The sequence below is a fragment of the Neolewinella litorea genome, assembly GCF_004803465.1.
GTDB classification, from domain to species: Bacteria; Bacteroidota; Bacteroidia; order Chitinophagales; family Saprospiraceae; genus Neolewinella; species Neolewinella litorea.
The window spans coordinates 1-5,132 of sequence record NZ_SRSF01000020.1 but is presented as its reverse complement, the minus strand read 5'-3'; the positions used below and the strand labels follow the sequence as shown (position 1 = coordinate 5,132).

The following is a 5,132-nucleotide window of genomic DNA, read 5'->3' as shown; positions in this document are numbered from 1 at the left end:
GACGTGCTGGGACTCTACATCGGTCAGAATGAGTCGGCCAAGTTCTGGATGCAGGTGCTCACGGACCTGCAGAACAGAGGCTTGGAGGACATCCTGATCGCCTGCGTGGACAATCTAACGGGCTTCGTAGACGCCATTGCGGCYATCTACCCGCGCACTGATGTCCAGCTCTGCGTGGTGCAYCAGATCCGCAACTCGAAGAAGTACCTGGCCTATACGGACWSCAAAGAGTTCATGTCRGACCTYAAGACSATCTAYACCGCTMCRACGCGKGAGAAGGCCGAGCAYGCCCTCAATCGRCTSGARCARAAGTGGGSMAARCAGTACCCCAARATCATCGCCTCCTGGCGCCGCAACTGGGACAAYCTGACGCTGATGTTCAACTAYAGCCCGCTGATCCGCAAGGTCATCTACACTACRAAYGCCATCGARGCCTTCCACCGWCARCTCAGGCGGGTCACCAAGACCAAGGGGTCGTTCACTTCCGACACGGCGCTGATGAAGCTGCTGTACCTCGTCCAGCGCGACGTCACTGCCAAGTGGAAAAAGCCCATGCACAACTGGAACCGCATCCTCTCTCAGCTGGCCATCCTCTACGATGACCGCTTACGCCTGGACCTGTGAGCCGGGCGGTAGTCACGTATTCTTTGCCCAATCCCCCTTAACTTATACGGGGCTTGGCCAAAGAATACTTCCGCTGCAAAAAAACCAGGTGACACACTTTCTGAAATACTCCCAGCCTTTCCACATAATCCTTCAAGAACGGCTGTCTTATCAATTTTATGCAGAGGACTTAATCCGCTTCTAGATACAACGGCTAAATACGGAATAACTAGTCAGCCTGATTTTCTTGGCATCCGAAATTGATATATAGGTGAAACCTTTTGCCATTATTTTTGGGATGAATAGAAATTTGTGAACTTCCGCTATTTTTAATTAAGGTATCCCCTATAGATAAAGCATTGTGTTTCGGCTGTAAAACACTATTAGGAACTACATATTCTTGACTGTTTTCATACGTTAATCTATGGTAGTGAGATTTTCTCTCTACTTTTGAGATGACCCCAAAGCTTTCTTGATTCCTATACTTCTCCTCTAAATTACAGAGCCGAGTGCTCTGTGGAACTGAAAATACTGTATAAAAGACATAGAGCATGAAAACGATAAATGGAGATAGTGCTGCTACTACTATAATAACTTCGTTGGAAGATTTAATCTCATCGACAATAAAATCCAAACCACGTATAGTAAACTTCATCTGAATCGGTTCATATTTTTTTCTAATATAACTAGTTGTTTTTTTAGAATAATTATTTTATACAATCGCAGCTTATGTGTCTGATTTAAGATAATTTTGATTCTACAGATCTATCTGATTAAAGACCGTTCTGGTAGATTACGATTAAAACATAGTATTAGTGCTCTACGAAAGTATTTTAGGGTAAGTACTTTGTTAAATGGAAGTTGTAGAAGTTTTTTTGTGAGCGGCAGCTGTCGGTAGCGATGCGGTTTGTTTCTAGGCGCTGGCTTGTAACTCCCAGTGACTTATTTCTGCGCGGTACCATTTTTAGGTAGTGCTGGCCTCTTGATTGTCTTTCTGCACCGAATCGTGCTGTGTATTTCCGCCAACGGGAGCGCCGGCGCGGCCCGGCCCCACCACCAGGCTAACGAATCGGTCTAAACATCAAGTCTGCTTTAAGGGCCTCATCGGAACGGTAAGGGTTTGCTGCCGGGTAGACGATGGCGCGATGTTGGCGGAAGTGCTTCTTCTCTTTTTTCCTAGCAACGCGCGGCAGCTTTTTTTGGGTCCTGCGGGTTTTGTAGTGCGCGGTAGCTTTTGTGTGGCTGACGGTGAAGTTGCTTGTGATAGTGTACGCTTCCCCTAAGCCGCAACCGTTCTAAAGTAGAAATTCTCGTTTGCTTTTTCGTAGGCCTCCGGAGTTTGGTAGCCTAGATTTTTGTGCGGCCGGTCGTAGTTGTACACCACTGACCAGTCCTGGATCTGTTCGTTGAGTGCTTCCAGGGAGGCGAACCAGTGCTGGTTCAGGCACTCCACGCGTAGGGTCTTGTTCAGACGCTCGATGAGCCCGTTCTGACTCGGTTTTCCGGGTTGGATGTAGCGGAGCTCCACGGCGCGGTCCTCCGCCCACTGCCGTAGGTGGTGACTGACAAACTCCGGCCCGTTATCGCACCGGATGTAGGCGGGGCAGCCGCGGACTTCCATTAGGTTGTCGAGCACCTCGATCAGCTTGCGGGACGAGATGCTCGTGTGTGCTTGCGGCGTCCACAGGGCCTTGCGCGAACCCTCGTCCATGACGTTGACGATGCGCACCGGCTGGTGCTGCGGGCCCACTACCCAGTCGCTCAGAAAGTCCATCGCCCAGCCTTCGTTGATGCCGTCGGGTGGCAGCAGTTCGCGGTACTCCCGGCGGATGCGCGGCCGCTTCGGCGGGAGGCGGAGGTGGAGTCCCGCTTCGGTCCACACCCGGTACACCCGCTTGTGGTTGAAGGCGTAGCCCTGGTTGCGCAGGAAGTAAAAGATCATCCAGAAGCCCCAGGCCACGAAGCGCCGGGCGGTCCGCTCCAGCAGGTCCTGCAACTCCAAATCCCGCTCTTCCGGGCGGTACCCCTGGCGGCGGTGGTGGTAGGTCTGGCGACGAAAACCCAAGACGCGGCAGTTACGGCGCACACTCTGCCGCCGCCACTGCCCGACAGCCTCAATCATTTCTTCTTGGCGTCTTGGGCCTGCCACTTTTTTAGCATCGCATAACCGTCGGAGAGGATGCCGTGGTCGATGCTCAACTCAGCGTACATCTTTTTCAAACGCGCGTTCTCCGTCTCGAGCTCCTTGATCCGCCGTTTGCTTTCGTCGGCCTCGTCGGCCTGCTCCTTCTTCGTAAGCGTCCGAGCAACCGCGTATGGTCTACGTCATTCTTATTGCGTACTCACCTCGGCCGGCGCCTCCGCCCACCGGTGCGGCAGGAGTTCATCCAGCCGGTTGACCGGATGATCCGGTATACGTTCGAGGATATCGCGCAGCCAGGCCCGGGGGTTGACCTCCAGCCGCTGACAGCTGGCAAAGAAAGAATACAGCATCGCCGCCCGCCGCGCCCCCTCGTGCGAGCCGGCAAAGAGATAGTTCTTCCGGCCCAGGGCCAGGGGGCGGATGGAGTTCTCGATCAGGTTGTTGTCCACCTCCAGCCGACCGTCCCGGAAGCAAGGGCTCAGGCGCGGCAGTTGGTCCCGGGCGTACTTGAGCGCCTTGCCGATGGCTCCGCTGGACAGGTTGTTTTTCTGTTCGTACTCCGCCCAGTCCAGCAATGCCTCGTAGACTGGCCGACTCACCCGCCGGCGCAGGGCCAGGCGTTCGGCTGCCGACCGCCCCCTTTTGCGGCAGTGCGCCTCGACGTGGTAAAGGAAGCCGATGGCGGCCAGGGCCAGCTCCGCCAGCCGGGGATGCTGCTCGCGGGCCTCGAAGAACTTGCGCCGGATATGCGCCAGACAGCTCACCCCCGTTACCTGCGGATGCTTGCGCAAGTAGGTCTCATAGGCCTTATACCCGTCTGTTTGCAGGTAGCCCGCAAAGTCCGCCAGTCGTTCCATCACGCCGTGCACCCCGCGTCCTTTACGGTAGTCGAACAGCACCAGTCCGGAGTCCGGGTCCCGATAGACCCACTGGTAGCCCAGGTGGGCTTTGCCTTTCTTTTCCGAAGCCAGTACCTTGATCGTCGATTCATCCACCTGCAAATAGTCGCTATCAACGACCGTGCGGAGTAGTTGCTGGTATAGCGGCTCGAGTAAGCTACAGGTGGCGGCGAACCAGTCGCCCACGGTGGCTTTGTGCACCACCCAGCCGTGATCGCGCTCGAAGCGCTTGATCTGGCGGTAAAAGGGCAGGTGGTCGACGTACTTGGCCACGCACAGCTCGGCCAGCAGCCCCGGTTCCGGGATACCCTTGTCGATGGACCGGCTCGGTAGATCGGCCACCAGCACGGTGGTCGACCCGTCAGCTTCCGGGCGGGCGTACTTAGGACGGATGCGCCGGATAATGACCAACTTACCGGGCCGGTAGTCCAGCGTATCGGTGACTTCCTGACCGATGCACTCCAGGCCAGCGGTGTCTACGCCTTGCGGCTCCAGGACGATCTCCTCCACCGGCAGGTGCTCCGGCAGCGAAGCCCGGCCGGGGTGGGCCTTTTTCGGCTTGTGACGCGTGTAGGTGACCTCCTGCTTGGCGGGCTCTGGAAGCGGGGCACTTTGTCCCCACAAAGCCGTTGATCGAGCTCGTGGCGCAAGGCCCCGTTCTGCTCCTTGAGCGACTGATTTTCCGCGATGAGCCCTTCGATACTCACGGGGCAAAAAATACGAAAAATAGCCCCGACGTCAAGCCGCCGGCGGGTATCTTTTGCGTCGTTTGACGGATTTTATCTCAATGCCGGCCAGTAGCAACTGTAGGTCGGTAAAGGACAGCTCCACACTATCACCCTCGGCCCGCGGCAGCTCGAAGGTTCCCCGCTCCAGCACCTTGTACCAGACCACCCAGCCATCGCGGTCCCAGACCAGTAGCTTGATGCGGTCGCGCCGCTTGTTCAAGAAGATGAAGACATCTCCGCTCAGGAGTTCAGCCTGGCGGACGTGCCGACGCACCAGCCCGCTCAGGCCGTTGAAGCCCTTGCGCATGTCGGTGGCGCCGCGGTAGAGAAAGTAGCGCTGGCGGGAACTAAAACTGAGCATACCGTTGGTCGAGGCGGTGCAGGAGGTCGGCCAGGCGGTCTGGATCACTACTCCTAAACTTCAGTTCGAGCCCACCGGGCAGCAGGACGGAAAGCGGACTGGCGTCGCCGGTAATCCCCTCCTGCGGCGGTGAGCACCGCAGATTGATAAATCCGTCGCGACCTACTACCGCTGGCTCCGGTTGCGGACTGTCTCGCCGCCGCCGCCGGCGGCGCCAGTAGTGAAAGGTGGCGTAGCTGATACCTTCCGTGGTACAGAAGTCTTTGATGGTCTTTCCCGAAGTCGCTTGCCGGTCCAGCAGGGCGTACATGCGGCTGGCTTTGTCCATGGTTGCTGTTTCCAGCAAAGGTCAGGCCGACCAATCAGCAGAGAAAGACGCGGTTGCTCGGACGCTTACC

At 56.5% G+C, this 5,132-nt stretch carries 6 protein-coding genes; 1 reads left to right on the top strand and 5 read right to left on the bottom strand.

The features are described 5' to 3' along the window. Positions 1 to 624: IS256 family transposase (locus tag E4021_RS17740; RefSeq protein WP_136460822.1), on the top strand; the 624-nt coding region annotated here is incomplete at its 5' end. A gap of 208 nt (positions 625 to 832) precedes the next feature. On the opposite strand, the gene E4021_RS17735 is transcribed toward E4021_RS17740, so the two are convergent. The 5 genes from E4021_RS17735 to tnpA all read right to left on the bottom strand — a co-directional run bounded on the left by E4021_RS17735 (position 833) and on the right by tnpA (position 5,062). Then, positions 833 to 1,258 (bottom strand): hypothetical protein, encoded by a 426-nt coding sequence (locus E4021_RS17735; RefSeq protein ID WP_136460820.1) that lies wholly within the window; start codon positions 1,256 to 1,258, stop codon positions 833 to 835. Positions 1,259 to 1,882: 624 nt separating this feature from the next. Next, complete coding sequence (locus E4021_RS17730) at positions 1,883 to 2,725, bottom strand: IS3 family transposase (RefSeq protein ID WP_136460818.1); 843 nt, start codon at positions 2,723 to 2,725, stop codon at positions 1,883 to 1,885. Positions 2,726 to 2,934: 209 nt separating this feature from the next. Continuing rightward, complete coding sequence (tnpC, locus tag E4021_RS17725) at positions 2,935 to 4,269, bottom strand: IS66 family transposase (protein ID WP_168797678.1); 1,335 nt, start codon at positions 4,267 to 4,269, stop codon at positions 2,935 to 2,937. Between the two features lie 114 nt (positions 4,270 to 4,383). Continuing rightward, entirely contained in the window at positions 4,384 to 4,734 is a 351-nt protein-coding gene (tnpB, locus tag E4021_RS17720; RefSeq protein WP_136460814.1) for an IS66 family insertion sequence element accessory protein TnpB, read from the bottom strand. Continuing rightward, complete coding sequence (gene tnpA, locus E4021_RS17715; protein ID WP_136460812.1) at positions 4,721 to 5,062, bottom strand: IS66 family insertion sequence element accessory protein TnpA; 342 nt, start codon at positions 5,060 to 5,062, stop codon at positions 4,721 to 4,723. Before tnpA ends, tnpB begins: the two co-directional genes overlap by 14 nt. Positions 5,063 to 5,132: the final 70 nt, after the last annotated feature.